This is a genomic window from Streptomyces sp. NPDC057565 (assembly GCF_042801455.1).
Taxonomy (GTDB): domain Bacteria; phylum Actinomycetota; class Actinomycetes; order Streptomycetales; family Streptomycetaceae; genus Streptomyces; species Streptomyces yanii.
The window spans coordinates 194663-220478 of record NZ_JBHVFU010000007.1 but is presented as its reverse complement, the minus strand read 5'-3'; the positions used below and the strand labels follow the sequence as shown (position 1 = coordinate 220478).

24 protein-coding genes are annotated in these 25816 nt (G+C 70.7%); 13 read left to right on the top strand and 11 right to left on the bottom strand.

Annotation, left to right across the window (positions count from 1 at the left end):
• Position 1: 1 nt before the first annotated feature.
• Entirely contained in the window at positions 2-952 is a 951-nt protein-coding gene (locus tag ACFU8W_RS17520) for an ABC transporter permease (RefSeq protein ID WP_384037578.1), read from the bottom strand.
• Positions 953-1148: 196 nt separating this feature from the next.
• Positions 1149-2744 (bottom strand): ABC transporter substrate-binding protein, encoded by a 1596-nt coding sequence (locus tag ACFU8W_RS17515; RefSeq protein ID WP_384037575.1) that lies wholly within the window; start codon positions 2742-2744, stop codon positions 1149-1151.
• A gap of 172 nt (positions 2745-2916) precedes the next feature.
• Here ACFU8W_RS17515 and ACFU8W_RS17510 point away from each other — a divergent pair, with 172 nt between their 5' ends.
• A complete protein-coding gene (locus ACFU8W_RS17510) occupies positions 2917-3651 on the top strand; it encodes a FadR/GntR family transcriptional regulator (RefSeq protein ID WP_384037572.1) in 735 nt (244 codons plus the stop codon).
• A 299-nt stretch (positions 3652-3950) separates the two neighbouring features.
• Positions 3951-5399: an exo-alpha-sialidase gene (locus ACFU8W_RS17505; RefSeq protein ID WP_384037569.1), complete on the top strand. Its 1449-nt coding sequence runs from the start codon at positions 3951-3953 to the stop codon at positions 5397-5399.
• A gap of 59 nt (positions 5400-5458) precedes the next feature.
• Here the strand turns inward: ACFU8W_RS17505 and ACFU8W_RS17500 are convergent, their stop codons facing one another.
• Positions 5459-6151 (bottom strand): ABC transporter ATP-binding protein, encoded by a 693-nt coding sequence (locus ACFU8W_RS17500; protein ID WP_384037566.1) that lies wholly within the window; start codon positions 6149-6151, stop codon positions 5459-5461.
• On the bottom strand, positions 6148-7269 hold the full coding sequence (locus ACFU8W_RS17495) for an ABC transporter permease (protein WP_384037563.1): 1122 nt from the start codon (positions 7267-7269) through the stop codon (positions 6148-6150). Before ACFU8W_RS17495 ends, ACFU8W_RS17500 begins: the two co-directional genes overlap by 4 nt.
• Before the next feature lie 410 nt (positions 7270-7679).
• Between ACFU8W_RS17495 and ACFU8W_RS17490 the strand changes: the two genes are divergently transcribed.
• Positions 7680-8270, top strand: a complete 591-nt coding sequence (locus ACFU8W_RS17490; RefSeq protein ID WP_384037560.1) for a TetR/AcrR family transcriptional regulator — start codon at positions 7680-7682, stop codon at positions 8268-8270.
• 115 nt (positions 8271-8385) lie between these two features.
• Here the strand turns inward: ACFU8W_RS17490 and ACFU8W_RS17485 are convergent, their stop codons facing one another.
• Complete coding sequence (locus ACFU8W_RS17485; RefSeq protein ID WP_384037557.1) at positions 8386-9069, bottom strand: FadR/GntR family transcriptional regulator; 684 nt, start codon at positions 9067-9069, stop codon at positions 8386-8388.
• Between the two features lie 152 nt (positions 9070-9221).
• Between ACFU8W_RS17485 and ACFU8W_RS17480 the strand changes: the two genes are divergently transcribed.
• From ACFU8W_RS17480 to ACFU8W_RS17465, 4 genes are all read left to right on the top strand, one after another.
• Positions 9222-10181: a dihydrodipicolinate synthase family protein gene (locus tag ACFU8W_RS17480; RefSeq protein WP_345513988.1), complete on the top strand. Its 960-nt coding sequence runs from the start codon at positions 9222-9224 to the stop codon at positions 10179-10181.
• The gene (locus ACFU8W_RS17475; protein ID WP_384037553.1) at positions 10178-11143 is read left to right on the top strand and encodes an ROK family protein; all 966 of its coding nucleotides are present in this window, start codon (positions 10178-10180) and stop codon (positions 11141-11143) included. Before ACFU8W_RS17480 ends, ACFU8W_RS17475 begins: the two co-directional genes overlap by 4 nt.
• Positions 11140-11820, top strand: coding sequence for an N-acetylmannosamine-6-phosphate 2-epimerase (locus ACFU8W_RS17470; protein ID WP_266980057.1), 681 nt, complete (start codon positions 11140-11142; stop codon positions 11818-11820). Before ACFU8W_RS17475 ends, ACFU8W_RS17470 begins: the two co-directional genes overlap by 4 nt.
• Before the next feature lie 63 nt (positions 11821-11883).
• Positions 11884-13329 (top strand): sialate:H+ symport family MFS transporter, encoded by a 1446-nt coding sequence (locus ACFU8W_RS17465; RefSeq protein ID WP_384037549.1) that lies wholly within the window; start codon positions 11884-11886, stop codon positions 13327-13329.
• Between the two features lie 80 nt (positions 13330-13409).
• Here ACFU8W_RS17465 and ACFU8W_RS17460 read toward each other — a convergent pair whose 3' ends face one another.
• From ACFU8W_RS17460 to ACFU8W_RS17445, 4 genes are all read right to left on the bottom strand, one after another.
• The gene (locus tag ACFU8W_RS17460) at positions 13410-13868 is read right to left on the bottom strand and encodes a MaoC family dehydratase (protein WP_345513992.1); all 459 of its coding nucleotides are present in this window, start codon (positions 13866-13868) and stop codon (positions 13410-13412) included.
• Positions 13869-13907: 39 nt separating this feature from the next.
• A complete protein-coding gene (locus tag ACFU8W_RS17455; RefSeq protein WP_345514498.1) occupies positions 13908-15251 on the bottom strand; it encodes an MFS transporter in 1344 nt (447 codons plus the stop codon).
• Positions 15252-15465: 214 nt separating this feature from the next.
• Positions 15466-16695, bottom strand: a complete 1230-nt coding sequence (locus ACFU8W_RS17450) for an acetyl-CoA C-acetyltransferase (RefSeq protein ID WP_384037546.1) — start codon at positions 16693-16695, stop codon at positions 15466-15468.
• Positions 16696-16797: 102 nt separating this feature from the next.
• Entirely contained in the window at positions 16798-17709 is a 912-nt protein-coding gene (locus tag ACFU8W_RS17445; RefSeq protein WP_266980066.1) for a LysR family transcriptional regulator, read from the bottom strand.
• A gap of 167 nt (positions 17710-17876) precedes the next feature.
• On the opposite strand from ACFU8W_RS17445, the gene ACFU8W_RS17440 reads away from it, so the two are divergent.
• The 6 genes from ACFU8W_RS17440 (at position 17877) to ACFU8W_RS17415 (ending at position 23928) form a co-directional block, all read left to right on the top strand.
• Entirely contained in the window at positions 17877-18794 is a 918-nt protein-coding gene (locus tag ACFU8W_RS17440; protein WP_384037825.1) for a CoA transferase subunit A, read from the top strand.
• Between the two features lie 32 nt (positions 18795-18826).
• Positions 18827-19603, top strand: coding sequence for a CoA-transferase subunit beta (locus ACFU8W_RS17435; RefSeq protein WP_384037543.1), 777 nt, complete (start codon positions 18827-18829; stop codon positions 19601-19603).
• Positions 19604-19665: 62 nt separating this feature from the next.
• On the top strand, positions 19666-21258 hold the full coding sequence (locus ACFU8W_RS17430; protein WP_384037540.1) for a 3-hydroxyacyl-CoA dehydrogenase: 1593 nt from the start codon (positions 19666-19668) through the stop codon (positions 21256-21258).
• 253 nt (positions 21259-21511) lie between these two features.
• Positions 21512-22174: a hypothetical protein gene (locus tag ACFU8W_RS17425; protein ID WP_384037537.1), complete on the top strand. Its 663-nt coding sequence runs from the start codon at positions 21512-21514 to the stop codon at positions 22172-22174.
• 545 nt (positions 22175-22719) lie between these two features.
• Entirely contained in the window at positions 22720-23292 is a 573-nt protein-coding gene (locus ACFU8W_RS17420) for a YdeI family protein (protein ID WP_384037534.1), read from the top strand.
• 189 nt (positions 23293-23481) lie between these two features.
• Positions 23482-23928, top strand: coding sequence for a VOC family protein (locus tag ACFU8W_RS17415; RefSeq protein WP_384037531.1), 447 nt, complete (start codon positions 23482-23484; stop codon positions 23926-23928).
• Here the strand turns inward: ACFU8W_RS17415 and ACFU8W_RS17410 are convergent.
• Together ACFU8W_RS17410 and ACFU8W_RS17405 are read right to left on the bottom strand one after the other, a co-directional pair.
• Complete coding sequence (locus ACFU8W_RS17410) at positions 23865-24608, bottom strand: helix-turn-helix domain-containing protein (RefSeq protein ID WP_384037529.1); 744 nt, start codon at positions 24606-24608, stop codon at positions 23865-23867. The two genes, ACFU8W_RS17415 and ACFU8W_RS17410, sit on opposite strands and share 64 nt — an antisense overlap.
• 32 nt (positions 24609-24640) lie before the next feature.
• A complete protein-coding gene (locus ACFU8W_RS17405) occupies positions 24641-25816 on the bottom strand; it encodes a YihY/virulence factor BrkB family protein (RefSeq protein WP_384037526.1) in 1176 nt (391 codons plus the stop codon).

Sequence of the window (25816 nt, the reverse complement as noted above, 5' to 3'; positions counted from 1 at the left end):
GTCACACCGTCCTGATGCGCGGATTGACCAGCAGATAGAGCAGGTCGACGATGACGTTGACCACCAGGAACGCGATGGCGATGGTCAGTACGGTGCCCTGGACCAGGGCGACATCGCCGCCGGTGACACCTTCGAGGATGAGCTTGCCCATGCCCGGCAGGTCGAAGATCGCTTCGATGACGACGGCGCCGCTGAGCAGGTAGCCGACCTTGATGCCGAGCACGGTCAGCGGGGTGACGAGCGCGTTGCGCAGCACCGAGCGGATGACCAGGAGCGGCGGAAGTCCGTTGCCGCGGGCGGTACGAACGTAGTCACGGTCGAGTTCGGCGACCATCGACGTCCGTACGAGACGGGCGAGCGAGGCGGACACCGGGAGTGCGAGTGAGACAGCGGGCAGCGCCATGGTGGTGAGCCAGCCGCTGAAGGAGTCGGCGGGGTTGGTGTATCCGCCGGTCGGGAAGACCGGCGTGTTCAGTGCGAACTGCTGGATGAGCAGCACCCCGAGCCAGAAGGACGGGATGGCGACCCCGGCCATGGACAGCACCCGGAAGAGCTGGTCGGGCCAGCGGTCCCGGTACATCGCGCCGGTCACACCGAACAGGACGGCGAGGACGACCGCGAGGATCAGCCCGAGGAACGTCAGCTGCACGGTGAGCGGGAAGGCGGCGGTGATCCGGTCGAAGACGGGCTGGCTCGGCGGGACGGTCATCCCGAGGTCGAAGTGGAGCAGTTGTCCGAGGAAGTGGACGTACCGCACGGGCAGCGGGTCGTCCAGCCCGTTGGCCTCGGCGAAGGCCGCACGGGCCTCGGGGCTGGCGCTCTCCCCGAGCGCGTTGAAGGCCGGGTCGACCGGCGAGAACTGCAGCACCACGAAGACGAGCAGCGCGATGCCGAGGATCATCACCGGCATCATCGCGACGCGGCGCAGCGCAAGCCGGAGAAAAGCAACCATCGTCGGGTTCCTTGTGGTTGGTCGGCCGGGTCCGGTCCACCTGGCTGGGGTGGACCGGACCGGGTGATCGGGTGCGGTGGTTCGGCACCGGGTGATCAGGCGTGGGGCTCCGTCGCCGGAGGCCCGTCGGACGGATGCACGGCGGCGGAGGACGGGCGCGGCGTATCCCCCGCCGGCCCGGTCGGGCGTCGCGCGGTCAGGCGCGGCTGACGTCCAGGAACGACAGGCCCGTGGTGGGCAGCGGCTTGAAGCCGGGCAGGGCCTTCTCGTTCCAGGCGGTGGGCAGCTTTCGGTGCAGGATCGGGTAGAGCGCGGCCTCGTCGGCGACGAGGTCGGTGACCTGGCCCCACAGCTCCTTGCGCTTCGTCTCGTCGACTGCCTGGGCGGCCTTGTCGAGGAGCTGCTTGACCTGCTTGTACGCGGCGGACTTGCCCCAGCCGTACCGGCTCTCCGGCCAGAAGCCGTAGTAGAACCAGCGCAGCAGCAGATCGGCGTCGTTGCCGAAGACGGACGGGTCGCCGGGGGCGACGAGGACGTCGAAGGCGCCCTTGTCGATCTTGGCGTACTGGGCGGGCGACTGCGCGATGTCGAGCGTGACCTCGACGCCCGCCGCCTCCCAGCTCTCCTTCAGCAGAGGAGCGATGTCCTTGACCCAGCCGGTGTCGGTCGTGAGCACCGTGAAGGACAGGTCCTTGACGCCCGCGTCGGCGAGCAGCTTCTTCGCCCTGGCCACGTCGTGCGTGTAGACGGTGGCGGCCTTGTGGTAGTCGGGGTGGGTGGCCGGGACATAGCCCGTGGCCGCCGCGGCGTTGCCGACCATCGCGGTGGAGATGATCTTCTCGGTGTCCAGGGCGTAGTGCAGCGCCTGGCGCACCCGCTTGTCGGCGAACCGCTTGTCGGCGGTGTTGAACATCAGGAAGAGCAGCCCGAAGGACTGCACCGACTCGGTCTTCGTCGAGCCGGAGAGCCGCTTCACGTCGATGTACGGGACGTCCTCGATGGCCTGGACCCGGCCGGACTCCATGGCGCTGACGCGCGCCGACTGGTCCGACATCAGGCGCCAGATCATCTTCTTGGCCTTGGCCGGGTGCGGGCCGTTGTACTTGTCGTAGGCCTCGAAGACGATCTTGTCCTCGCGGGTGGCCGAGACGAACGCGTACGGCCCGGAGCCGACCGGCTTGGCGTCGAACGCCTTGGGGTCGGGTTCGACGATCTTCCTCGGGACGATCCGGGCCACGGCGATACGGGACGGGAAGAGCGCGAAGGCGTACTTGAGCTTGAACTCGACCGTGCTCGCGTCGACGGCCTCGACCGTGTCGATGAACGGCACGAACTGCGCCATGAGCGAGGCGTTCTTCGGGTCCAGGATGCGTTCGAAGCTGAACACCACGTCGTCGGCGGTGACCGGCGATCCGTCGTGGAAGGTGGCGCCCTTGCGGAGCGTGGCCCGGTAGGTCGTGGCGTTGATCTTCTTCGGCATCTCGGTGGCGAGCGCGGGGCGGGCCACGAGCGTTGCCGGATCGAGATCCACAAGGCCTTCGAAGATGTGCATGTTGGCGGCGTACGGAGTCGCGCCCGAGGTGATCATCGGGTCGAATCCGGTCGACAGGGGGTACGAGAGACCGGCCTCGATGAGGCCGCTGCCGCCGCCCTTGCCCGACGAACCGTCGGTGGTCGAGGTCGGTCCGCCGCATGCGGAAAGGCTCGCCGTGATGGCTGCTGCCGCACCGACAGCAGTGGTGTAACGCAGGAAGGTGCGGCGCTCGACACCGGCTGATCTCAGCTCGGGCACGGGTCCTCCAGGGACGTCAGGGGTGGGGCGGAAGGGCGGGAAGGAGCGAGGGCGGAAGCAGGATCACGAGGATCGCGAAGCCCGAAGCATAAGACGTCAGATGTCTGATGCCTTGATAGCGTGGGAACGTAGCTTGACAATGGAGAGGGGTCAAGAGGTGGGGAGTTCACATATGTCCGGTACGAGGCCCGGCCGGCAGCTGCTCCGGCAGGAAGTCGTCGAGGGCATCAAGCGCTACATCCTCGAGGAGCGACTCCGCCCCGGGGACCCGCTGCCCACCGAGCCGGCCCTGTGCGAGGCGCTCGGCGCCAGCCGCTCCAGCGTCCGCGAGGCCGTCAAGATCCTCAATGCGCTGGACATCGTCGAGGTCCGCCACGGGCACGGCACATACGTCGGCCGGCTGAGCCTGTCCGCCCTGGTGGAGAGCCTGACCTTCCGCGGGCTGCTCTCCCCCGACGACGACTTCCAGGTGATGGCCGACCTCGTCGACGTACGCGAGCTCTTCGAACGCGGGATGGCCGACCGGATCGTCTCGCTGCTGACCCCGGAGCAGCTCGACTCGCTGGAAGGCCTGGTGGCCACCATGCGCGCGACCGGGGCGCAGGAGGGGAACGGCTTCGTAGAAGCCGACCGGGCGTTCCACGCACTGCTGGTGGCACCGCTCGGCAATCAGCTGATCGGCCAGCTGTCGATGGCCTTCTGGGACGTGTACACGATCGTCGCGCCGCATCTCGACGGGTTCACGCATGCCGACGAGACGGCGACGATCGCCGCCCACCAGAACATCGTGGACGCCGCGCGGGCCGGTGACATCGCCGGGTTCACGAAGGCGCTGGGCGAGCACTACGCGCCGGTCAGGCGGCGGATCGCGGAGGCCCGCGCCCGCGACGCGGCAGCCGTGGACTGACCGGGGCGCCGACGCCCACCGGGGAACGGAGCCAGGCCCTGCCGCTCGCAGGACCTGGCCCTGCGGACCCTTGACGAGTGCCGCGGTGGCTCCTAGGGTCCGTGTGCCAACAGGACATCAGACGTCTTCTGTCTGGCTCTCATCCTGGCGCGCAGTACGCCGCACCCCCACACCATCCCGCGAGGACTCCTCCATGCCATGGACGGGTCACTCGCCCGCGGACTGCGCGGTGCCCTCCCTGTTCGCGGGGCGACCGGCCGAATGGACCGCCCGCCCCCCACCGAGAAGAGGAATCGTTCATGCAGCGCAGAGTCTCCGTCGCCCTGCTGTCCGCCGCCCTGATGGTGCTGGCCACCACCGGCACCGCGCACGGCGCGGCGGCCCCCGCCGCAGGCGAACTGACCTCCCAGGACCTGACCGTCGCGGGAGTGGGCTCGCCCCACTACCGCATCCCCGCCCTCACCACCTCGGTCAGGGGCACCCTGCTCGCCGCCTACGACGCCCGCCCCACCCTCGGCGACCTGCCGAGCCATATCGGCATCGTGCTGCGCCGCAGCACCGACGGCGGCGTCACCTGGCAGGCACAACAGGTGGTCCGCAAGGAGGCGGCGCCCAACGGCTACGGCGACCCGAGCCTGCTCACCGACCGGACGACCGGCCGGATCTTCCTCTTCTACGCGGGTTCGGTGAACCAGGGCTTCTTCGGCTCCGGCACGGGCAATGACGAGACCGACCCGAACATCCTGCAGGCCGATTACAGCTACTCGGACGACGACGGTGTGACGTGGACCCACCGCCGTATCACCAAGCAGATCAAGAACCCTGCCTGGGCAGGCATGTTCGCGGCTTCCGGCGAGGGCATCCAGCTGCGGCACGGTACATACCGGGGCCGGCTGATCCAGCAGTACGCGATCCGCAACAACGGCGCCAACTACGCGGTCAGTGCGTACAGCGACGATCACGGCGAGACCTGGCACATGGGCAACCCCGTCGGTCCGGGCGGCGACGAGAACAAGACCGTCGAACTGTCCGACGGCACGGTCATGCTCAACAACCGGTCCAGGCCCTACCGCACGATCGCCCACTCCACCGACGGCGGCGTCAACTACACCCCGTTCACCCAGGACACCAGTCTGGTCGACCCGGCGAACAACGCGTCCGTCATCCGCTACAACCCCGGAGCCCCGGCGTCGAACCCGCAGTCGTCCTGGCTGCTGTTCAGCAACACCGAGGACACTTCGGCGCGGCGCAACCTCACGGTGAAGATGTCCTGCGACAACGGGAAGACCTGGCCGATCAGGAAGGTCGTCGATCCGGGCGCCGCCGCCTACTCGACGCTGACGCGGCTGCCGGACGGCCGGGTGGGGCTGCTGTACGAGCGCGCCGACTACCAGCACATCACCTACGCGTCGTTCGATCTGAAGTGGCTGGCCGGCACCTGCGCGGACATCACCCTCACCCCGCCCGCGGCCCTGACGGCAGGCACCAGCGCCGAGATGACGGTCCGGGTCGTCAACAGGATGAACGTACGGCGGAGCCAGGGCACGCTCGACCTGACCGTGCCCGGCGGCTGGGGGACGCAGCAGGTGACGGTGCCCGCGCTCAGGCCGGGCCAGGGAGCCGACGTCAAGGTGCCGGTCACGGTCGCGGCGGGCGCCTCAGGGAGCGCCACGCTGACAGCCACCTACCGGACGGACGGGAAGCAGGCTTCGGGAAGCCGGACGGTGACGGTCACGCCCGTCGGGTAGGTGGCGGCACCCGCGTACGCATGGCCCCGTCCCCGGGCAGCACGTACGCGGGTGCTCCTTCAGCGGCCGCCGGACACCGGCAACCGCGCCACACCGGTCAGCTCCGCCATGTCGACGATCCGGTCGGCTGCCGCCGCCACCACCGGATCGTGGGTCGCGACGACGGTGACGCACCGGTCCCGGCGGGTGCGGTCGGCGAGGAGAGCGGCCAGTTCGCCCGCCTGCGAGCGGTCGACGGCCGCGGTCGGTTCGTCGACCAGCAGCAGCTTCGGCGCGAGGAACAGTGCGCGGGCCAGGGCGACGCGCTGGCGTTCGCCGCCGGAGAGCTCTTCCGGGCGGTGGCGCAGGCGGTGGCCGAGGCCGACCTCGGTCAGCGCTTCCTCGGCGCGGGCACGGTACGCGCGAGGGCGCCTGCCGCTGATGTACACGGCGGCCAGGAGCTGTTCGACAGCGGGCAGCCCGGAGAGCAGGTTGCCGCTCTGGAACATGTAGCCGATCCGTTCGCGGCGGATCGCCGCACGCTGTGCGTCGGTGCGGGTCGCCAGGTCCTCGCCGTCCAGCAGGACCTGGCCGGCGGTGGGCCGCAGCAGGGCGCCCGCGGCGGCGAGCAGGGTGGACTTGCCTGATCCGGACGGGCCGACGAGCGCGGTCGTACAGCCCGGCTCGAAGGTGACGTCGAGACCGTCGAGGACGGTGGTCCGGGCGTCGGCGCGACCGAATTCGACGGTGACGCCGGCCAGTTCGAGGCTCATCGGTTGGCTCCCAGCATGGTCAGTGGGTCGGCGGTGGTGACCCGGCGCAGGGTCAGGGCGGTGCCCGCGAGGCCGACGGCGGCGACGGTGCACATGGTGACGGCGAGCGTGGCGGCGGGCAGACTGAACGGCACCTGCTCACCGACCAGCAGCCCGACAGCTGCGGCGAGAACGGCACCCGCCGCGGTGCCGAGGACGACGACCAGCGCGGCCTGGAGCACGGTGTGGGCGAGCAGCCGCCTGCGGGAGGCGCCGAGGGCGCGGAGCAGGGCCAGTTCGGGCCGGCGCTGCACGGTCCACACCGCGAAGAACGCGCCGACGACAAGCGGGGCGATCAGGTAGAGGAAGACCTGGATCGAGTTCATCGTGACGCGCTCACCGGTGTAGCCGGGGGCCGCCTCGTACGCCTTCTCCTTGGTGAGCGTCGTGGTGGAGAGCCGCTGGTCCAGGGCGGCGAACGAGCCGCCGCCGGAGTCGCGTACGGCCAGGGCGCTGAACTGGTCGGGGATCGTGGCGGTGGCGGAGGCCGGGGCGCCCGGGGTGCTGAAGCGGATGCGCTGCCAGGTGGTCAACGGGACGTAGGCGGCGGGAACATGCCCGTAACTGGAACGGTCGGTGAGGCCGGTGACGTGCAGCCGGATGCCGAGCCGGTCGACGACGAGGGTGTCCCCGACCCGTACCCCCTCGTCGGCGAGCTTGGCGGAGATCACGATGCTGTCGGCGGCGGTGCGGTCGAGGCCCCGGCCCGCGGTGACGGACGGGGCGAGGAAGGAGCCGGGTTCGACGCCGAAGGCGGCGAGGTCGACCTCGGCGCCGCGGTCCGTCGTGCCGCGGGTGATGGAGACGCCCAGGGGGGTCGTGTCGGCGTCGGCTTCCTGGCGCCAGGCGGCCGCCGCCCGGTCGTCGAGGAGGCTACGGGCGAATTGGTCGGACCGGGCGTCGGAGGAGAACACCAGGTGCGTGGCCGGGAGGCGGCGCAGGGCCGAAACGGTGTCGTCGCCGAGGCCGGTGGTGAAGCCGGAGACGATGCCGACGAGTGCGGCGACGAGCACCACGACGGACCCCATGAGCAGAAAGCGGCCACGGGCTGCGCGCAGCTCCAGCAGTGCGAGGAACACGGCGGTTCCCTTCGAGGATCGATGTTAGGGACGGTGCGTCGCCAAGATAGATGATGGCGACGCGCCGTCGCCAAGTGGGTCCCCCGACGGCTTCGCTCAAGCAGGGGAGACCCCGTCCGAGGACGCCCGGCCGCCTTGCGATCGCACCCACCGGACGGCACTCCTCACGGGGCGGACATTGCCGGTCACGGCACTGAGAGGAGCTCGCGAAATGGGAGTCCGATCAGCTCGCGGCGTCTGGTGCGTGCGATCGCAAGGCGCTGGAAGGTCCTCGGACGGGGTCTCCCCTGCTCGAACGAAGCCGAGAGCTCGGGGAAGGAGCTACTAGGGCATTTCGGCAACGCAGCGAGCGTGCGTGCCAGGCGTCGCGAGCCGGGCGCCCATTTTGTGAGCTCCTCTAAACTGGGCCGGTGCCCAAGATCAGCGCCGCCACGGTCGCCGAGCACCACGCCCAGCAGCGGCTGGCCCTGGTGCGGGCGGCACGCGCACTGCTGGAGGGCGGCGACGCGGAAGCGGTGACCTTCACGGCGGTCGCCAAGGTCACGGGCCTGGCCCGCAACAGCGTCTACAAGTACTTCCCCGGCCGCCCCGAACTGCTCGCCGCGGTCGTCGAGGACGCGATGCCGCGCTGGACGTCCGCCATCAGGGCGGGCATGTCGGCGGCCGCCACGCCGGAGCAGAAGATCGCCGCGTATGTGACGTCGCAACTGGAGCTGGTACGCAGTGGCGAGCACCGGATCGCCCAGGCGCTGGCCGGGGTCCGGGATGCAGCCGTGGTGAGGGAGAGCGCGGCGCAGGCGCACCGGGAACTGCTCACTCCGCTGACAGGTGCGCTGGCGGAGCTGGGGGATGACGATCCGCGGCGTACGGCGATGCTGCTCCAGGGGATCGTCAATGCCGCCACGACGGCGATCGAATCGGGGGACGACGCGGTGACGGTGACGGGGCGGGCCGCGCGGATGGCGGTTGCCGCCGCGATGGGGAGCACCGCCTCGGCGTGAGGTGTGCCCGGTGACGGGGTTGCGCGGCCTTCGGCTCGGCTCCGCCTCACATCGCCTGACGGGCCGCCCGGTTGCACCCTGCCGGGCGCGATGTGCCCGGCGGGCTCGACTCCGGTCAGCGTTCGAGGCGCGTGCGGATGCCGTCGAAATGTGTGCGCATCGCTCGCACCGCTCGTTCCCCGTCGGCCGCCGCGACAGCCGCGACGATCTCGCGGTGCTGGGCGCAGGTGACCCCGGGGGCCTGGTGGCCGTCGTCGAGATCCTCGCGCACCCGGTCCATGGCCGCCCAGAACGCGTCCAGCACCTCGCTCAGCAGGTGATTGTCGAGCGAGGAGTACAGCGCGAGGTGGAACGCGCGGTCGGTGGAGCGCGCGACACGTCCGGTGCGCGCCTCGACCTCCATCTTCGCCACGAGCCCGTGCAGCACGGCCAGATCCTCTTCCGGCATGCCGGCCGTGACGGCTCCGACCAGCCCCGCCTCCAGCGCCTCCCGAACCTTCATCAGCTCGGCGAGCCCGGGCTCCCCCCGGCGGTGCCGGACGGCCGCACGGAAGGCGAGCGCCTCGACGAACGGCGAGAGGGAGAGCGAGCCGACGAACATGCCGTAGCCGCGGCGGATCTCCACGACGTTGACGGCCTGGAGCGCCTTCAGGGCCTCGCGCACGGAGACACGCCCGACCCCGAACATCTCCATCAGCTCGGCCTCGGTGGGCAGCGCGTCGCCGGGGCCGAGTCTGCGTTCCAGGATCAGCTCCTTGACCTGGCGTTCTATGTCCTGAGCCATGGTGGGCCGCGCCACAACGTCCTCCTGAGGTGCTGTTGCCCCTTGACCGGTCGCAGGAGCATCTGTTTAAGGTGAGGTCAGACATAGGACATCTTACGTCTCATGTCTCGATCTGCGCAGCCGCCACAGGCCGCGATCGGTGTACCGACAAGCTGGAGCCTTCACCCATGCCTCTGACCGCACCGCTGCACGGCGTCGTCCCGCCGGTCTGCACCCCGCTCGACTCCCACGGGGAGGTCGACACCGCCTCTCTGGCCGCGCTGGTCGAGCACCTCATCGGCGGGGGCGTGCACGGACTCTTCGCGCTCGGTTCCACCAGTGAGGTCGCCTACCTCACCGACGAGCAGCGCGCCACGACGCTGGAGACCGTCGTCCGTGTGACCGACGGCCGCGTCCCGGTACTGGCGGGTGTCATCGACACCACCACCGCACGCGTCGCCGAGCACGCCAGGACCGCCGCCGGCCTCGGCGCGGACGCACTGGTCGCGACTGCGCCGTTCTACACCCGCACCCACGGCAAGGAGATCGCCCAGCACTTCCGCCGACTGCGGGCGGCCGTCGATCTGCCGCTGTTCGCCTACGACATCCCGGTCGCCGTCCACAGCAAGCTTTCCTCCGCGCTGGTGCGCGAACTCGCCGAGGACGGCACGCTGGCCGGCCTCAAGGACAGCAGCGGCGACGAGGGCGGGCTGCGCCGGCTGATCGTGGAGCTCGGCGGGCGCGAGGGCCGCAGGGAGGGACCGGCTCCGGAGTTCAGCATCCTCACCGGTTCCGAACTCACCGTGGACGCGGCGCTGCTGGCCGGCGCCGACGGTGTCGTGCCGGGCATCGGCAATGTCGACCCGGCCGGGTACGTCCGGCTGTACGACGCCGCGCGGGCCGGCGACTGGGCGCTCGCCGCGAGGGAGCAGGAGCGGCTCGTCGCGCTGTTCGCCATGGTCGATGTCGGCCCGGAGGCGGACATGGGCCGCAGCTCGTCGGCGCTCGGGGCGTTCAAGGCCGCACTGCAGCTGCTCGGGATCATCGCGTGCGGCGACACCGCGTTCCCGCAGATCCAGCTGAGCGACGAGTCGGTCGCCCTGGTGGCGCAGCGGCTGCGCGCCGCAGGCCTGCCCACGGTCCGATGAGCCAGAGCCCGCCGTCCTCGGCCACCGGTGCCCCAGTGATCGGACTCGACCTCGGTGGTACGAAGATCGCCGCCGCGCTCTTCGGCGCGGACGGCACCGTCCTGGCGCGGCACACCCGGCCCACCCCGGCCCGGGACGGCGCCACGGCCGTGCTCGACGCGCTCGCGACGGCGGCCGCCGAGGTCGACCCGGCGCGGCTCGCCACCGCGCTCGGCATCGCCGCCGCCGGAGTCGTCGATCCCCGCACCGGCAGGGTCACCAGCGCCACCGACTCGCTCCGCGGCTGGGCGGGCACCGCGCTCGGTGCCGGGCTCGCGGACCGTACCGGACTACCGGTGGCCTGCGACAACGACGTACGCGCCACGGCCGGGCCGGAGCTCGCCGCGCTGGTCGCGGAGGTTTCGGCCCATGCGTCACTGCTGTTCGCGGCCATCGGTACCGGTGTGGGCGGTGCGGTTGCCGTCGACGGCCGGATGCTGCACGGCGCCTCGGGCATCGCCGGCCATCTCGGCCATCTGCCGAGCCCCGAGGCGGCGGGGCTGCCCTGCACCTGCGGTGCCACCGGCCACCTCGAGGTCATCGCCTCGGGCCCCGGCATCACCGCCCACTACGAACGGCTCACCGGCACCTCGGTGGACCGGCTCGAAACCGTTGCCGAGCGGGCCGGGCGGGGCGACGCGGACGCCGTCCACGCCATCACCACCGGCGCGGCGGCCACCGGCCGGGTGCTCGGCGGGCTCGCCAATGCCCTCGGCCCCGACCGGGTCGTCATCGGCGGCGGGGTCCCCCGGATCGGCCCGCTGTACGGCGATGCGCTCGCCGCGGCGTTCGCCGCCGAGCTGATGCCGCCGATGCGGGGACTCGCACCCGTCGCGCCACTGTTCGGCAACGACGCCGCGGTGCTCGGGGCCGCCGCCCTGACCACCACCCTCCCTCTCCACCACCCAGGAGTTCTCCGATGACCGCGCAGGAACTGGCCGCCTCCCTCCAGGGCAAGCTGATCGTGTCCTGTCAAGCACCTCCCGGTGACCCGATGCGGGAGACCGGCACCCTCGTCCGGCTCGCGCAGTCCGCCGCAGCCGGTGGCGCCGCCGCGATCCGGGCCAATGAGCCGGAGGTCGTCGCCGCGATCGCCGCGGCCGTCGACCTGCCGGTCATCGGGCTCTGGAAGGACGGCGACATCGGCGTCTACATCACCCCGACCGTCCGGCACGCCCTGGCGATCGCCGCGGCGGGCGCCGCCGTCGTCGCCGCCGACGCCACCGACCGGCCGCGCCCCGACGGGTCGGCCTTCGCCGACTTGGTCACCGCGGTCCACGAGGCCGGTGCGCTGGTCATGGCCGATGTGTCGACGCTCGCCGAGGGCCTCGCCGCGGCCGCCCAGGGCGCGGACTTCGTCTCGACGACGCTGTCGGGCTATGTGCCCGGGACGCCGAAGCAGACCGGACCCGATCTCGACCTGGTGGCGGCGCTGTCCGCAGCGATCGACGTCCCGGTGGTCGCCGAAGGCCGTATCAACACCCCCGAAGAGGCCGCCGAGGCCCTGGACCGCGGTGCCCACAGCATCGTCGTCGGCACCGCCATCACCGCTCCCACCGCCCTGACCACGCGCTTCGTGGCGGGCATAGCCCGGCCCTGAACCAGCCCCCACCACGCGGGCGGCCGCTCGAGGGCGAGCGCCGTGCCGCATCCTGGAGACACCGTGCAGACCACCACACCCCCCGCGCTCCCCTGGTACCGCGAGGTGAGCCCCACCCAGTGGAAGTCGTTCTTCGCCGCCTGGATCGGTTACGTCCTCGACGGCTTCGACTTCGTGCTGATCACTCTCGTCCTCACCGAGATCAGTGACGACTTCGGTCTGAGCACGGTGCAGGCGGCCAGTCTGATCTCCGGTGCGTTCATCACCCGCTGGCTGGGCGGTGCGGTGCTCGGCGCCGTCGGAGACCGGTTCGGGCGCAAGCTCTCCATGATCCTGTCGATCCTGCTGTACTCGCTCGGCACCTTCGCCTGCGGGTTCGCCTGGAACTATCACAGCCTGTTCGCCGCCCGGCTCGCCATCGGCATGGGCATGGCCGGTGAGTACAGCGCCAGTTCCACGTACGTCATGGAGAACTGGCCGGCGAAGCTGCGCAGCCGGGCCAGCGGCTTCCTGATCTCCGGCTTCTCGGTCGGCTCGGTGCTCGCCGCGCAGGTCTACAACTGGGTCGTGCCGTCGCTCGGCTGGCGCTGGATGTTCTACCTGGGCCTGATCCCGATCGCGATCGCGCTGTGGATGCGCCGGGCGCTCCCGGAGGCCGAGGAGTGGACGGAGTCCGTCGCGGACAAGGGCGCCAAACCCAATCCGTTCCGGCCGCTGTTCGTCACCCGCGCCCGGGCCACCGTCAACACGGTGCTCGTCGTCCTCGCCACCGTCTCTCTCTTCATGATCTTCACCCCGACCGGTACGGGGATGGTGCCGGTGCTGTCGGTGGTCGCCGGCCTGACGCTCGCGGCATTCGCCGTGCAGCTGGGCGGGAAGCGCAGCTGGCTGCTGTATCTGTCGATGATCGTGACGCTGTTCTTCGCGTTCCTGTACTCGTGGCCGATCCAGGCGTTGCTGCCCACGTATCTGAAGACGGAGCTGGGCTACACCCCCGACCAGGTCACCGATGTCCTCTACTTCGCGGGCTTCGGCACGATGGTCGGCTGCTGGACGGCGGGCTTCCTGGGCGACCGGATCGGCGCCAAGAAGGCGTACGCCCTGACGCTGCTGGCATCACTCGCCTTCGTCTATCCGGTCTTCGCCGTGCACAACAATCTGCTGCTGCTCGGCGTCCTGCTCTTCCTGCTGCAGGCGACGAGTTTTGGTATCTCGGGGCTGCTGCCGCGCTACATCGGCGGCCACTTCCCGACCCGGAGCCGGGGCGCGGCGCTCGGCTTCACGTACAACGTGGGAGCGCTGGGCGGCGCCGTCGCACCGGTGCTCGGGGCGCATCTCGCGTCCGGCATGGACCTGGGCCAGGCACTGGCCGTGCTGACGTTCGCGGGCACGGTGATCGTGGTGCTGCTGGTCGGGTTCGATGTACCGGCACGGCTGAACCGGCTCACGGACCCGGATGCGGAGTGGGACCATCTGGCGGTGCCGCTGGACTCGGAGCGGGTGGCCTGAGACCGGCCGCGACCCCCGTCGGCCGGGCTCGCACGCAGCCCGGCCGACGGGGGTCGCGGCCATGGAAAGGCGGGGCGCGGCTACGGATAGAAGTGCGTCAGCGACTCCGCCACGCACGCCGGCTTCTGTGACCCTTCGAGCTCGAAGGTGAAGGCCCGGGTCATCTGTACGCCGCCCCGCGCGACCTCCTTCACCTCGGCGACCGCGGCATGCAGCCGGACCCGGCTGCCGACCGGCACGGGAGCCGGGTAACGGACCCGGTTGACGCCGTAGTTGAGGGCGCGGCCCACACCCTCGACCCGGAGCAGTTCGCCGAACATCGGGATGCCCCAGCTCAGCACCATGTATCCGTGGGCGATGGTGCGTCCGTACGGGCCGGACGCGGCGCGCTCGACGTCGGTGTGGATCCACTGGTGGTCCCCGGAGACGTGCGCGTACGCGTCGATCAGCTCCTGGGTGATCTCCTTCCAGTCGGAGTGCCCGAGGTCGCGCCCGCTCAGAGCGAGGATGTCCGGGATGCCGTTCACGGTCAGCGGCATGGCGGCCGGCCTCCGTATCTCTTCTCGCAGGGGTGGGGGTCAGGCGGTGGCGGTGGCGGCGCGCGGTACGGAGACCGGCTCCGTCGCCTGCTCGTCGTGGTTGGGGCGCTTGAGCAGGAGCAGCATGCAGCCCAGGGTCAGCGCCACCTGGAAAATCGCGTAGACGATGACGGCGGTGATCGAGCCGGTACGGTTCAGCAGGTACTGGCCGATGATCGGGGTCGTACCGCCGAGCAGCGTGCCGCAGAGCTGGTAGCAGAGGGAGATGCCGGTGTAGCGGAGGTGGGCCGGGAACCGGCTGGCCAGCATGCCGGCCAGGGCCGCGTAGTAGAGGCAGTGCGGGATGGTGGCGACGGCCACGCCGACCATCGCGAGACCGTAGTTCTCGGTGCGGATCAGCAGGAACATCAGCGGCATCAGGATCAGTTCGGGCAGCAGCATCACCGTCACCGCGCGGGACCAGCTCTTCATCCGGGTGGCGATGAGCGCACCGAAGGGCTGCACGACGATCTGGGTGATGTTGGCGACGAGAATGATCGTCAGGAACGAGCTGCGGTCGAAGCTGAGCGACGAGGTGGCCCAGGACAGGGCGAACGTCGACTTGAAGTACGTCGCCGACAGACCGATGGTGCAGGCGCCGATGCCGAGGACGATCAGCATGGGGTGGGAGCGCAGGACCTCGGTCAGCGGAACCTTGACGACCTCCTTCTTCTCGATGAGCTTCGCCATCGCCGGGGACTCGGCGACCTTCAGCCGGACGAAGAGTCCGACGATGACGAGGGCGGCGGAGAAGAGGAACGGCACACGCCAGCCCCAGGAGACGAACGCCGAGTCGGGCAGCTGGCTGATGGCGAGGAAGCTCAGGGTGGAGAGCGTGTTGCCGACGGGCGAGCCCTGCTGGGCGAACGCCCCGTACAGCACGGACTTGCCCTTGGGAGCGTGCTCGGAGGCGATCAGGACGGAGCCGCCCCACTCGCCGCCGAGGCCGATGCCCTGCACCATGCGGATGCAGATCAGCAGGATCGGGGCGGCGACGCCGATGGAGGCGTAGCTCGGCAGCAGACCGATCGCGGTGGTCGAGATGCCCATCATCAGCAGGGTGATGACCAGGGTCTTCTTGCGGCCGAGGCGGTCGCCGTAGTGGCCGAAAATGATGCCGCCGAGGGGGCGGGCGAGGAAGCCGACCCAGAAGGTCGCGAAGGCGACCAGCGTTCCGATCGGTCCGTCCAGTTCGGGGAAGAACACCTTGTCGAAGACGAGTGCTGCCGCGGTCCCGTAGATGTAGAAGTCGAACCACTCGATGGTCGAACCGATGAAGGCACCGAATCCGGCCCGGTTGGCGGCTCTGGTTCGCTCTCGCGCGGTGGCGGTGGACGCACTCATGGTGGCTCCCGTGAACGTCATGGATCAAGCGGATGGCAGGGGGAAGGGAAGGGGCGTCGCCCGAGACGCCCGTTGCCGCACGGGGAAGTGGGGGACGGCGGCGTGGGTGATGGCGGTTACGGTGCCAGCCGGGACCCAGAGCGGTCCAATACCGAATTACCGGGGCAGTGAGACGCTGTGCGTCTCACTGCCGATCGGCTGCCGTGCGTACGCGTCAGGCCGCGATGCGTTCGAAGACGGCGGCGAGGCCCTGTCCGCCGCCGATGCACATGGTCTCCAGGCCGTACCGGGCCTCGCGCCGGTGCAGCTCGCGGGTCAGCGTGGCGAGGATGCGGGCGCCGGTGGCACCGACGGGGTGTCCCAGGGAGACTCCGGAGCCGTTGACGTTGATCCGCTGCTCGTGGTCGATGTCGCCGAGTCCCAGTTCACGCGTGCAGGCGAGCACTTGGGCGGCGAAGGCTTCGTTCAGCTCGATCAGGTCGAGGTCGGCCAGGGTGAGTCCGGCGCGGGCCAGGGCCGCACGGGTCGCCGGGACGGGCCCTATGCCCATCGTCGCGGCCGGGACTCCGGCTCGCGCGAAGGAGACCAGCCGCACCAGCGGGTTCAGCCCGAGGCGTTCGGCGGTCGCCGCGCTCGTCACCAGACAGGCGGCGGCCGCGTCGTTCTGACCGCTGGCGTTCCCCGCGGTGACGGTGGCGTCCGGGTCGGACTTCAGCATGATCGGCCGCAGCGCGGCGAGCTGTTCGGCGGTGGTGTCGGGGCGCGGGTGCTCGTCCGCGGTGACGGTCGTCTCACCCTTGCGGGTACGCACGGTGACGGGGACGGTCTCCGCGTCGTACCGCCCCTCCGCCACGGCGCGGGCGGCGCGCTGCTGCGAGCGCAGGGCGAGGGTGTCCTGGTCGGCGCGGCTGATGCCGTACTCCCGCCGCAGGTTCTCCGCGGTCTCGATCATCCCGCCGGGGACCGGGTGGTTGACGCCTCCCGCGGTGACCCGGCCGCGGGCCAGCGAGTCGTGGAGCTGCAGCCCGGGGCCCTTGATGCCCCAGCGGCCGTCGTGCGTGTAGTACGGGGCGGCGCTCATCACGTCGACGCCTCCCGCGATCACGACCTCACTGAAGCCGGCCCGGATCTGCATCGCCGCGTCGAGCACGGCCTGCAGTCCGGAGCCGCAGCGGCGGTCGATCTGCGCACCGGTCACGGATTCCGGGAGCCCGGCGTCGAGGGCGGCGACCCGGCCGATGGCCGGGGCTTCGGAGGACGGGTAGGCGTGGCCCAGGATGACCTCGTCCACGGCGGCCGGGTCGACGCCGGTACGGGCGACGATCTCGGCGATGACGCGCGCGGCGAGAGCGGCCGGGGTCTGCTGGGCGAATGCCCCGCCGAAGCGGCCGATGGGCGTGCGCAGCGGTTCACAGATGACGATGTCGAGCTGCTGGTCGGGCACGGCGGGACCTTCCGGTGGCGAGGGGTGTGTGCGCCGACCCTCGCACTTCGCGACTGAGTCGGTCCAATATCCACTTCGCCCTGGTTCAAGACGTTGCGCGTCTCAATCGGCTGCGGCCGGGTGCACGGGTGTCGGCAGGGCGTCCTCCGCCACCGCGAGCACCGCCCGCAGAGCGGCGGACGGGTTGTCGGCCCGCCAGGCCAGCGCCGCCTGGAGCCGGATGGGCGGCCCGGCGAGGGGCCGGTAGACGAGCCCGTTCTGCTGGATGTGCTGGACGGAGGTGACCGTGAGCGTCACACCGACGCCCGCGGCGACGAGCGCCAGGATGGTGTACGAGTCGGGGGCCTCCTGCACCACACGCGGGTTGAACCCGGCCGCCTCGCAGGCCCCGACCATCGCGTCCCGCACGGTGGAGCCGGTGTTGGCGGGGAAGGAGACGAAGGGCTCCTCGGCGAGGACCTCGATGGGGACACTGTCCAGCTGGGCGAGCCGGTGGTCGGAGGGCAGCGCGCACACCAGCTCCTCCTCGTCGATCACCCGGTACGCCACGCCGGGCTGGGTCACCGGGAGCCGGATGAACCCCAGGTCCAGTGATCCGTCGGCGACCCTGTCGAGGGCGACGTTGGCGTACGTCTGCCCCTTCATGACCAGTTCGAGTGCGGGGTGGGCGGCGCGCACGGCCCTCGTGAGGAGCGGCAGCGTCTCGTGACTGGAGGCGCCCGCGAAGCCGATGCTGACCCGTCCGTACTCGCCGCGCCCGGCGGCCTTCGCGGCACGAACCGCGGTGTCGAGGTCGTCGAGGACGGTCCGCACCGGCTGCAGGAAGGACTCCCCCGCGCTGGTGAGCCGTACCGACCGGGTGTTGCGCTCGAAGAGCTGGACCCCCAGCTCCTTCTCCAGCTGGCGGATCTGCTGGCTCAGGGGCGGCTGGGCCATCTGCAGCCGCTTGGCGGCCCGGCCGAAGTGCAGCTCCTCGGCCACGGCGACAAACGCGGACAGATGACGCAGCTCCATACCCGGCCTTCCGCTCACCGGCCTCCGGACCGGATTCATTAATCCATCGTCTCGATGCGACCTTAATTTGGTATTGGACAGCAATCAATAGCCGCTGACACGGTGGAACGACGCGCACGCACCGGCAGAGGAGCACCGTGGCCACGACGGACCGCAGGGACAAAACGATGTCGATGAAGGCGGCGATCGCCACCTTCGTCCACGACGGCGGCACCGTCTGCCTCGAAGGCTTCACCCACCTGATCCCGACCGCGGCGGGCCACGAGATCATCCGCCAGGGCCGCCGGGACCTCACCGTCGTCCGGATGACCGCGGACATCGTGGTGGACCAGATGATCGCCGCGGGCTGCGTCTCACGACTGGTCTCGTCCTTCGTGGGCAACTCCTCCGCCGGTTCGCTCGGCGAACTGCGGCGGCGCATCGAGACCGGCGACCCGGCACCGCTCGCCTTCGAGGAGTACAGCCACTACGGGATGATCTGCCGTTATCTCGCCGGTTCCCAGCGGCTGCCGTTCTATCCGCTGCGCAGCTACGGCGGAAGCGATCTGCCGTCCGTCAACAGCGATCTCCGGAAGGTCACTTCGCCCTACCCGGGGCCGGACGGCGAGGCCGAGCAGATCTATGTCGTCCCGCCCGTCAACCCGGATGTGACGATCATCCACGCGCAGCGCGCCGACCGGAGCGGCAACACCCAGATGTGGGGTCTGACCGGCATCCAGGCCGAAGCGGTGTACGCGGCGGACAAGGCGATCGTCGTCGTGGAGGAGATCGTCGACGACGAGGTGATCCGCTCGGACCCGAACCGTACGCTCGTCCCCGCCCATGCGGTCGACGCGGTCGTCGCCTGCCCGCGCGGCGCCCACCCGTCCTTCGCACAGGGTTACTACGACCGGGACAACGCCTTCTACCGGGCCTGGTCGCACATCAGCAAGGATCCGGAACGGCTCCAGGAGTGGCTGGACGAATGGGTGCGCGGCACCGCCGACCATGCCGAGTACGTCGACAAGCTCGGCGAGGAGTTCTGGGCGGGGCTGGCGGTCGGCGAGGCGCTCAGCCGGCCCGTGAACTACGGACGCCGGCTGTGAGTACGAAAACGGGACACGAGAAGGAACGGGTCATGACCACCATCGCACCGGACACCATCACCTCGTCCGAGCTGCTCTCCGTCGTCGCCTCCCGCGAACTGGCCGCGCGCCGCACCGTGTTCGCCGGGATCGGCCTGCCGACGCTCGCCACCGAACTCGCGCATCTGACGGTGGCCCCGGAGATCGAGGTCGTCTACGAGTCGGGAGTCTGCGGCGCACACCCCTCGCACCTGCCGGAGACCATCGCCGACGCGGTCCTGATCACGGGCGCCGAAGCGGTTCTGTCGATGCCCACCCTGTTCGGCTGTGTGCTGCAGGGTGGCCACATCGACGTGGGGTTCCTCGGGGCCGCGCAGATCGACCGGTGGGGCAGTCTCAACACGTCCGTGATCGGCGACTGGGACAGTCCGTCGGTCCGGCTGCCCGGCTCGGGCGGCGGTATCGAGGTGATGGCCAACTCCCGTGAGGTCTTCGTGGTGATGCGCCGCCACAATCCGCGTTCCTTCACCGAAACGCTCGATTTCTGCACCACCCCCGGCCCCGACCGCGCGCTGGCCGAAGGCATCAGGCCGCTGGGCGCCGGTGTCACCCGGGTCATCACCGAACTGGGCATCCTGGCCCGCGCGGGCGTCGGCGAGGAGCTGCGGCTGGTCGCCGTCCACCCGGGCGTCACCGTCGAGCAGGTACGGGCGGCCACCGGCTGGGATCTCGAGGTCGCCGACACGGTGGCGACCGTGCCGCCGCCGACCGCGGCCGAACTTCGGCTGCTGCGCGAGGACGTCGACCCCGAGCGCGTCTATCTTCGTTGAGTTCCGGGCAGGCCCCAGCCGTCCCGCCCACCGACAGCACCGCCGAGAGGACCCCAACCGCCATGCGTATCAGGATCGTCGGCGCCGGAGCCATGGGCCGCGGCATCGCCCAGTGGGCTGCGAGCGCCGGACACACCGTCGAGCTGTGCGATGTACGCCCGGAGGCGGTGACGGCCGCCGTCGACTTCGTGCGGTCCATGCTCGACCGCGCCGTGCAGAAGGGCAGGCTCTCCGCCGAGGAGTCCGCCGCCACTGTGGAGCGGTTGGTGCCGCTGGACGACCCGTGGGCGGACGGACCGGACTGCGAGCTGGTCATCGAGGCGGTACGGGAGGACCTCGCCACCAAGGCGGAGGTCTTCGGCCTGCTGGAACGGGCGCTGCCCGCCTCGACGGTCTTCGCCACCAACACCTCCTCGCTGTCGGTCACCCGGATCGCGGCGGAGCTGAAGGACCCGACACGCCTGGCCGGGCTGCACTTCTTCAACCCGGTACCGCTGATGAAGATCGTCGAGATCGTGCCGGGCGCGGCCACCCGCCCGGAGATCCCGCCGCTGCTCACCGCGCTCGTCGAGGGCTGCGGCCACCGTGCGGTGACGGTCGCCGACACGCCCGGTTTCCTGGTGAACCACGCGGGTCGCGGCCTGGTGACCGAGGCACTCGCCCTGCTGGAGGAGTCGGTCGCCGACCCGGCGGGCATCGACCGGATCGCGCGGGACGTGCTCGGCCTGCGGATGGGTCCGTTCGAGCTGATGGACCTCACCGGTCTGGATGTGACGGCCGCCGTCATCGACTCGATCTGGCAGGGCTTCCGGTACGCGGACCGGCTCCGTCCCTCCTACCTCACCCCGAACCGGGTGGTTGCGGGACTGCACGGCCGCAAGACCGGGCGCGGCTGGTTCGCGTACGGCCCCGACGCACCGGCCCCGGTTCCGGAGCCGCCGGTCACGGGGGATGCGGACCGCCCGGTGTACGTGGTCGGGGGCGCGGCGGACCCGGACGCGACCGCACTCCGGCGGACGCTGACCGCGACGGGCGCCGTCGTCGAGAGCGGTGCGGAGCCGTCCGCCGATGCGCTGGTGCTGGTCCCGGTCTGGGGTACGACGGTGGCCGCCGCGGTCGCCGCGCACGGACTGCCCGCCGGACGCACGTTCGGCGTGGACCCGCTGGCGGCGGTCGGGAAGCGCCGGGTACTGGCCGTGACCCCGGCGGCGGACCCGGCTGCCGCACGGGATGCCCGCGCGGTGCTGGCGCGGCCGGCGGAGGACGGCGACGAGCCGTACGCGGTGTCGGTGGTACGGGACACGGCGGGTTCGGTCGCGCAGCGGCTGCTGGCCTCGATCGTCTCCGTCGCCGCATCGATCGCCGAGCGTTCCCTCGCCACCCCGGCGGACATCGATCTCGCCGTCACCACCGGTCTCGGCTATCCGGTCGGGCCGCTGGCCTGGGGGGACCTGATCGGCGCGGACCGGATGCTGCGGCTGCACCGGTCGCTGCACGCGACGACCGGCGACCCGCGTCACCGCCCGACCCGCTGGGTCACCGAACGCGCCCAGCTCGGCCTGGCGCTGGCGGACCCGGGCACGGTGCCCGCCGACTGCCTGGACCACGAGACGCGTGAGGAGGTGTCCGGCGGGTCAGGGCCGGACAGGGCCTAAGGGGTCCCGTAATCCCTGGTGGATCAGCGCGCGGCGTCGGATGCGGTGCATCGCAAGGCGGAGGAGCGTCCTCGTACTGGGCGTATTCGGGCGCTGCGACAACGCAGCGACGTGCCGCAGCTGTCGTCGTGCGCCCGCCAGGGTTACGGGACAGCCCTTGGTGCCGTGACCGGCAATGTCCGCCTTCTACGTGGTCGACCGCTTCGTCAGCCGGGTTTCCGGCGTATCCGGATCATGCCTCTAGGATCACGGCATGGCGAAGCGCAAGGTGCACCGCAAGGCCGAGAAGGTCCTGGGCAGGGAACCCTCGGCCCTGGTGTGGTGCAGCATCCCCCGGGCCATACCGAAGCCGCCCGAAGACGTGCACCGGGCGGCGGGCAAGGGGCGGCTGAAGGGGCGCCACCACTGGCTGGTGTACGTGGGCGCGGTGGTGTTCTGTGCCGTCATCATCCCGATCTATCTGATCGACATGCTGGGGAAACAGATCGGCCGACGGTCCGAGGGCCGGTCTCGGCGCAATGATCCCACCCGGAGGAGAGAGACGTCGACCAGGGACCGCGGGCCCGGGGACGGTGTCTTCGACGGGGACTGGAATCTGATGGCGGGTCAGCTGATGCTGCGCTGGTTCTCGCAGTCGCCCAGTCCCCGACGGCTGGTCCTGCTGGACCGGGACCGTATCTGTGTCGCGGCCTCGCCGCGCCGCCGTCTCGCGGCCACCAAGGCCGACGACTTCGAGATCGTGGCGGAATTCAGGGGCGACGAGGCGCGCATCGAGGCGGAGACGGGGCAGCCGCGAGGCTTCGCCGCGTTCCGCATCCGCTTCGCGGACGGCTCCTGGCTGGAGCTCGGTGGCCTGGCCGAGCCCGAGGACGCCGACCACTTCCTGCGGACGGCGGCGGCCGAAGCCGGAGCCTGATCTCGGCTGCGGATGCTCCGCGATGGTTGCGTCCACCAGTTTGCGGCTCCGACTCAGGTCTTGCCGAGAGGGCTGTCCGTGCCCACATGCGGCTGGCGGTCGATCACGTGATTGGGAGCCGCTCTTCCAGCACGCCCGGAATCCGCTGATGATCCAACGCAGGCACCGTCACCGGCAGCCCTTCCCGCCGGGCGGCACCGTCGAGCCCGGCACGGTCGACGGTGCCGTGTCCTGCTCCGCCACGGTCACGGTCACGCATGGGACCCAACCGTGGACACGGCCAGGGCCTCGACCAACAGCAGGAATCAACGGAGGTCGGGTCCGCGTGTCATCCATACCGTGAACTGGTCCTTGTTGGAAAGCCCGTCGGCCTTGAGCCCGAACACCGAGGGGTGCGATCCATGCGTCAGGACCGGCTCGGTGGTGGTTCGGCGTCCTGTCGTCGGTGTCCTCGGCGTCAGGGTCTGGGATGACGTTCACGGTGAACCGGATGGCCCTGCGGGCGATGCCAGGCGGTACTTTGCGGACACCTTAGGCTGAGCCGCATGGAGCAGCTCGACGGTGTGGAGATCATCGCCTTCGCGGACGGCACGGCCTTCGAGACATGGCTGGCCGGGCACCACACGCGCCAGGAAGGCGTGTGGATCAAGATGGCGAAGAAGGGCTCGGGCATCGCCTCGGTCAACTCGGACGAGCTGGTGGACATCGGTCTCTGCTACGGCTGGATCTCGGGGCAGCGCCGCTCCCTCGACGAGCGTCACTACCTGCAGAAATACGTGCCTCGCAGGCCCCGGAGCCTGTGGTCGCAAGTGAACGTGGAGAAGGTCGAGCGGCTGGTGGCCGCCGGGCGGATGCGCGAGCCCGGGCTGGCCGAGGTCCGCAAAGCGCGGCAGGACGGGCGGTGGGACGCGGCCTACGCGTCGCAGAAGACGGCGACCGTGCCGCCCGACCTCGGGGCGGCCCTCGACGGCCGGCCCGAGGCCAAGGCCGCCTTCGAGGCCCTCGACAGGACCGGCCGCTACCTGCTGGTCCTGCCCCTGCTCCAGGCCCGCACCCCCGAGATCCGCCGGACCCGGCTCGACAAGGCCCTGCGCACCCTGTCCGGCCAGGACGGCTAGTGCTGCGACCTGAAAGGTTTGCCGGGAAGCTCGCGGCGTCCGGTGCGGTGCATCGCAAGGCGAAGGATCGCCCTCGTACCGGACGTGCTCGGGTGAGGCGACAACGCAGCGAGGTGCCGTGCCGGACGTCGCGAGCCGGTGAACCTTTCCAGGCCACCCGACCCGACGCCCCCGCAGCCCGGCGAGGTCATGACCGATTCGTACAAGACCCGTGGTGCGTGTCCGTTCTACGTTCGGACCATGACTCCACGACTCGACGCGATCGGCATCACGACCGCGGATCTGACCGCATCGCTCGCCTTCTACCGCCGGCTCGGGCTCGACATCCCGGCCGATGCGGATTCCGCACCCCATGTCGAAGTGACCCTGCCGGGCGGGCAGCGCCTCATGTGGGACACCGAGGACGTCATCCGCTCCTACGACCCCGAGTGGTCCGGTGCGCGGGGCGGCGACCGGGTCGGGCTCGCGTTCCGCTGCGACGGTCCCGCGGAGGTGGACGCGGTGTACGACGATCTGACCGGCGCCGGGTACCGGGGCCATCTGAAGCCGTGGGACGCCGTGTGGGGGCAGCGTTACGCGGTGGTCCTCGACCCGGACGGCTGCGCGGTGTCGCTGTTCGCCAACGTCTCGCAGTAGGCGGTCAGGGTCGTACCGGCCAGTTCGCGCATCTCCCGCGCAAGATGCGCCTGGTCGGTGCAGCCCGCCGCGAGCGCCGCCTCGGCGTAAGGCGTTCCGGACCGTACGAGAGCGAGCGCGCGCTGCAGCCGCAGGACCCGGGCCAGGGTCTTGGGCCCGTAGCCGAAGGCCGCCAGGGAACGGCGGTGCAGTTGGCGGGCGCCGAGACCGGCCGTGTGCGCGGTGTCGGCGACGGACCGGCCCCGCGCCAGCTGCAGGGCGACGGACCGCATCAGCGGGTCCGCCGGCCCGGTCTCGGCCGCCCGCCGCAGCGCCACGGACTCCAGGGCCGCGGCAGGGTCGGCGGCATCGGCGATGCGCTCGGCGAGTACCCGCACCTGGGCGGCGGGCCACAGATCGGCGAGCTCGACCCGCTGGTCACGCAGTTCGTCCGCCGGTACACCGAGGAGCGCCGGCGCGGTGCCTGGGGCGAACCGGATGCCGGTGAACCGCCCGCCGGTCGCCCCGGCGGGCTCGTACGCGTGGGTGTCGGGCCCGGCGACGAGCAGCCGACCGTCGATCCAGAGCAGGTCCATGCAGCCGTCGGGCAGTACCGGTCGGAGAGGCCCCTCGGGCACCTGCCGGGTCCAGACGATCGCCCCGCCGAACCGGGACTCCCGCTCCTCGTACGTTTCGCCCATGGCTCCACGCTAAGGGTTGTCCGGTACAGCCCTCAGGAACGGGACTCCCGGGACCCCTTCGTCCCCTGCTCCGCCTCCTTGGCCGGGTCCTTCGCGCTGTCCTTCTCGCCCCTCGGCTGCAGCAGCCGGGACTTCACATCGTCCGGCGGCAGGAACCGCGACCACCGCTCCGGGAACTCGGACGGCATATAGGGACTGTCACCGTCCTCGTCGCAATCCGCCTGCGTCCGCGCCACCAACTCCGCGGCCTGGGCGGCCCGCGCCCGGTCGTTGGCCGCACGTGCCGCCGCCGTCGCCACCGACGGCCACACCCGGTCGATGGCGGCGTTGACCGCCGCCCCCACCAGTACCGCGAACGCGGAGATGCCGATCCACAGCAGCACGGCGATGGGGGCGGCCAGCGACCCGTAGATCGTCGGCCCCTCGACCGTACTGGTCAGGTAGATCCGCAGCAGGAAGCTGCCGACCACCCACATGGCGAGCGCCACGAGCGCGCCCGGCACGTCCTCCATCCAGGGCGACCGGACCGGCACGGACACGTGGTAGAGCGTCGTCAGGAACGCGATCGACAGCACGATCACCAGCGGCCAGTACAGGATGCTGATGACTTCCGTGCCCCACGGGATGAACTCCACGACCCGGTCGGGGCCCACCACCAGCAGCGGCAGTACGACCGCGCCGAGCAGCAGCGCGACGATGTACAGCAGGAAGGAGAGCAGCCGCGTCTTGACGATGCCGCGATGGCCGTCGAGGCCGTACATCACGGTGATCGTGTCGATGAAGACGTTCACGGCGCGGGACCCGGACCAGAGCGCGATCGCGAAACCGATCGAGATGACATCGGGCCGGGCACCGGTCGTGACGTCCGCCAGGAGCGGTTTCGCGAAGTCGTTGACGCCCCGCTGGGACAGGACCGTCTGCGCGGCATTGAGGATGTTGCTCTCGATGGACGCGACCGTGGTGGTGTTCGTCCACTCGTCGACGTAACCGAGCAGTCCGATAAGTCCGAGCAGCAGCGGCGGCAGGGACAGCAGGGTGAAGAACGCCGCCTCGGCCGCGAGTCCCAGAATGCGGTACTCCATGCACGAATTGACGGTGTCCTTGAGCAACTGCCAGACCATCTGCCGCTTGGATACGTTGCGGTAGAGGACTCGGGCCCGGTGGAGCCGACCCGGTGGCCGCTCGGGTGTTTCATTTGCTGCCTGCAC

What these genes read in the sequence shown, in the direction of transcription:
- ACFU8W_RS17455 (WP_345514498.1), bottom strand. Translation starts at nt 15,251, where the DNA reads ATGAGTGCGTCCACCGCCACCGCGCGAGAGCGAACCAGAGCCGCCAAC.
- ACFU8W_RS17510 (WP_384037572.1), top strand. Translation starts at nt 2,917, where the DNA reads ATGTCCGGTACGAGGCCCGGCCGGCAGCTGCTCCGGCAGGAAGTCGTC.
- ACFU8W_RS17420 (WP_384037534.1), top strand. Translation starts at nt 22,720, where the DNA reads ATGGAGCAGCTCGACGGTGTGGAGATCATCGCCTTCGCGGACGGCACG.
- ACFU8W_RS17500 (WP_384037566.1), bottom strand. Translation starts at nt 6,151, where the DNA reads ATGAGCCTCGAACTGGCCGGCGTCACCGTCGAATTCGGTCGCGCCGAC.
- ACFU8W_RS17460 (WP_345513992.1), bottom strand. Translation starts at nt 13,868, where the DNA reads ATGCCGCTGACCGTGAACGGCATCCCGGACATCCTCGCTCTGAGCGGG.
- ACFU8W_RS17480 (WP_345513988.1), top strand. Translation starts at nt 9,222, where the DNA reads ATGCCTCTGACCGCACCGCTGCACGGCGTCGTCCCGCCGGTCTGCACC.
- ACFU8W_RS17425 (WP_384037537.1), top strand. Translation starts at nt 21,512, where the DNA reads ATGGCGAAGCGCAAGGTGCACCGCAAGGCCGAGAAGGTCCTGGGCAGG.
- ACFU8W_RS17415 (WP_384037531.1), top strand. Translation starts at nt 23,482, where the DNA reads ATGACCGATTCGTACAAGACCCGTGGTGCGTGTCCGTTCTACGTTCGG.
- ACFU8W_RS17475 (WP_384037553.1), top strand. Translation starts at nt 10,178, where the DNA reads ATGAGCCAGAGCCCGCCGTCCTCGGCCACCGGTGCCCCAGTGATCGGA.
- ACFU8W_RS17410 (WP_384037529.1), bottom strand. Translation starts at nt 24,608, where the DNA reads ATGGGCGAAACGTACGAGGAGCGGGAGTCCCGGTTCGGCGGGGCGATC.
- ACFU8W_RS17520 (WP_384037578.1), bottom strand. Translation starts at nt 952, where the DNA reads ATGGTTGCTTTTCTCCGGCTTGCGCTGCGCCGCGTCGCGATGATGCCG.
- ACFU8W_RS17470 (WP_266980057.1), top strand. Translation starts at nt 11,140, where the DNA reads ATGACCGCGCAGGAACTGGCCGCCTCCCTCCAGGGCAAGCTGATCGTG.
- ACFU8W_RS17435 (WP_384037543.1), top strand. Translation starts at nt 18,827, where the DNA reads ATGACCACCATCGCACCGGACACCATCACCTCGTCCGAGCTGCTCTCC.
- ACFU8W_RS17430 (WP_384037540.1), top strand. Translation starts at nt 19,666, where the DNA reads ATGCGTATCAGGATCGTCGGCGCCGGAGCCATGGGCCGCGGCATCGCC.
- ACFU8W_RS17505 (WP_384037569.1), top strand. Translation starts at nt 3,951, where the DNA reads ATGCAGCGCAGAGTCTCCGTCGCCCTGCTGTCCGCCGCCCTGATGGTG.
- ACFU8W_RS17440 (WP_384037825.1), top strand. Translation starts at nt 17,877, where the DNA reads ATGTCGATGAAGGCGGCGATCGCCACCTTCGTCCACGACGGCGGCACC.
- ACFU8W_RS17445 (WP_266980066.1), bottom strand. Translation starts at nt 17,709, where the DNA reads ATGGAGCTGCGTCATCTGTCCGCGTTTGTCGCCGTGGCCGAGGAGCTG.